The 2,220-nt window shown below is 43.7% G+C and carries 4 protein-coding genes; 3 read left to right on the top strand and 1 reads right to left on the bottom strand.

The window, feature by feature from the left end:
* On the bottom strand, nt 1-218 hold a 218-nt coding region (locus IEW74_RS17465; protein WP_229734407.1), incomplete at its 3' end, for a hypothetical protein.
* Between the two features lie 460 nt (nt 219-678).
* On the opposite strand from IEW74_RS17465, the gene IEW74_RS17150 reads away from it, so the two are divergent.
* From IEW74_RS17150 to IEW74_RS17140, 3 genes are all read left to right on the top strand, one after another.
* The gene (locus IEW74_RS17150) at nt 679-1,275 is read left to right on the top strand and encodes a tyrosine-type recombinase/integrase (protein ID WP_188667395.1); all 597 of its coding nucleotides are present in this window, start codon (nt 679-681) and stop codon (nt 1,273-1,275) included.
* Between the two features lie 122 nt (nt 1,276-1,397).
* Nucleotides 1,398-1,910 carry a hypothetical protein gene (locus tag IEW74_RS17145; protein WP_188667393.1) on the top strand — a complete coding sequence of 171 codons (513 nt, stop codon included), beginning with the start codon at nt 1,398-1,400 and terminating at the stop codon, nt 1,908-1,910.
* A gap of 44 nt (nt 1,911-1,954) precedes the next feature.
* A complete protein-coding gene (locus IEW74_RS17140; RefSeq protein ID WP_188667391.1) occupies nt 1,955-2,182 on the top strand; it encodes a hypothetical protein in 228 nt (75 codons plus the stop codon).
* Nucleotides 2,183-2,220 lie beyond the last annotated feature (38 nt).

The following is a 2,220-nucleotide window of genomic DNA, read 5'->3' as shown; positions in this document are numbered from 1 at the left end:
ACTTGAGAAGTGATTTTCACCTGTATAGAACCATCTGCATTTGGTTTTGAAATAGAGATTTCTGGATTTAAAATGTAGTTTGCAATTCCCGGGGAAGGGATGAAGAAACTTGGCTTCAAGCGCGGTGCATTTTTTCCGTCAGGAGAGGTATTTTGTGGTTTTGGTGCCACAGGTATTTCTGATCGAAACCCGTCTTTGAAATAGAGTTTTATTTCCACAAGAAAAGTTCTGCTGATCTGGCGAGGAAAGGAAATCCCGGGAATTCCGTTTCATGAGTTCTTTTGAAGAATTTTCGTTAGGAAATCACGTCGATATATTTGAATTATCTAATGCGTTACGAAAATACTATAATAAGGTAATAACGTAACGTTTTTGTTCTGACAGATACCAATGCCCCCATCTATCTGCGTGAGCTTCTATTCGTGATGTCATATAAAAGGACAAAAGCTTTCTTGCTGTGTCATTTGAAACAACACGACCTTCTTTATGGGAACATACCCCCCTTGTACCGATAAATCGGTCTTGAACGTGCAAAACCAGAAACGTTTAGTTTTGTATAAAACTAAGTATTCCCAGACTTTCTGCACCTTTGGCGCATGTTCCGGCTTGGCCCCAGTTTTTTTATGCTTATAATTCATAGTCCGGTGATGAAATCTAAACATTACAAAGGACAAAACCATGCGTGAAGGCAAAGCTGCTGTACTGACCGAACAACAACTCACCAGATTGTTCAAAATCATCAAAACCGAAAGACATGCCGAGCGTAATCTCGCGATTTGTTACATGTCATTCGGACTTGGACTGCGCGTTGGTGAAATCGCCACCCTGCGGGTTCATGACGTGCTGGATACATCTGGTGAACTCCGTGACCACTTCCAAATCACTCGCGCCAATTCCAAGACCAACACCAACCGAGAGGTCTTCTTGACCAATCCTCGGGTACGTCGATCTGTCAGTCGTTACATCGAACAACGTCAATCCGAAGAAGGTGTGGCATTCAATACCAACTCGTTCTTGTTCAGATCACAGAAGGCATCGGCGTTTACACCCAATACCATGCAGCAGATGATCAAGCGGTTGTTCCGTCGTGCTGGCTTGCCAGAAAGTGCATCATCGCATTCTGGTCGCCGTGGGTTCGCCACGTCATTGATTGCCCGTGGCATTGATCTGAAATCGGTATCGGTGCTGATGGGCCATGCGACCGTGAACCAGACCGCAGCTTATGCCGAAAGTAACCCACACGTTCTGAAAAACGTTGCCGCCACAGCGTTCTAAAATAGGTCCCGGGTGTTGTCATTGAAGTAAAAATCAAACTGTCGATTTTTTATGACTTTTGATCGGTCGCGGCCATACCATTGTCTCACGTTACAAACCTCCTCAACAAGAAGGATAAAGACATGGGACAAGATTACCCCTTCAATCACAATCTCGCCGCCAATTATGCGCATCAGTTTTTTACAGACATGGAACCCGAAGATGTAGAGGCGTTCACTGGTGCGCTTAACGACATCTGCGAACACGGGTTTGATTGTGACCCTGAGCTTGGGCGCATTGCCATATTTTCTGATGAAGATGCTGCGAAATTAATGAAAATAGAAAAACTGGATACGCGATATGGACCCTCTGCAATTAAGTATGTCCCAATTGAGCGTACGCTTAATCATCTCAGTTATGAAATCCGTAAAGCCTATCGCCAGTTCGACATCCAAACAAACTATCGTCTTCGGGATGACGAAGACGGCATCTATTATCTAACGGGACGTATTTTTATCAGCCCTTATGATGGTGAAAACGCTGATCTTAAATCCGTGGCAGAAGAGATCGTTGAAAAGTTTGGTGATCGCGGTGTGTCGGTTTTGCGCCTGAATGATAAGAACACGCTTCTCGATTTGTATGTCGATGGGCATTAAAGCTGATAGGGCTTCACTCCCCCAAAAAAATGAAAGGACAGCAAATGTCTACTTATTACGATTTTGATCCACCAATCCCGATGAATTTAATGGATGTCAAACAGAACGAGTTTGGTGACGAGTACGTTGATTTCGGTGACAACGAATATGTCATTTTGGCAGTAGATGACGATTGGGCAATTGGATGTACCCGCAACGTGTTTGTCTCCCATAAAACCTGTTGTGAATTCTTTATGAACCAATTCGATTCAAAACTTATTCCGTTGGATTGAAAAGAGTTAAAAACAGAGCCTTCTGGTTTTACTTGGCC

Origin of the sequence: Terasakiella brassicae, from assembly GCF_014641495.1 — a bacterium.
Classification (GTDB): domain Bacteria; phylum Pseudomonadota; class Alphaproteobacteria; order Rhodospirillales; family Terasakiellaceae; genus Terasakiella; species Terasakiella brassicae.
This window is presented reverse-complemented; position numbering and strand designations above follow the sequence as displayed.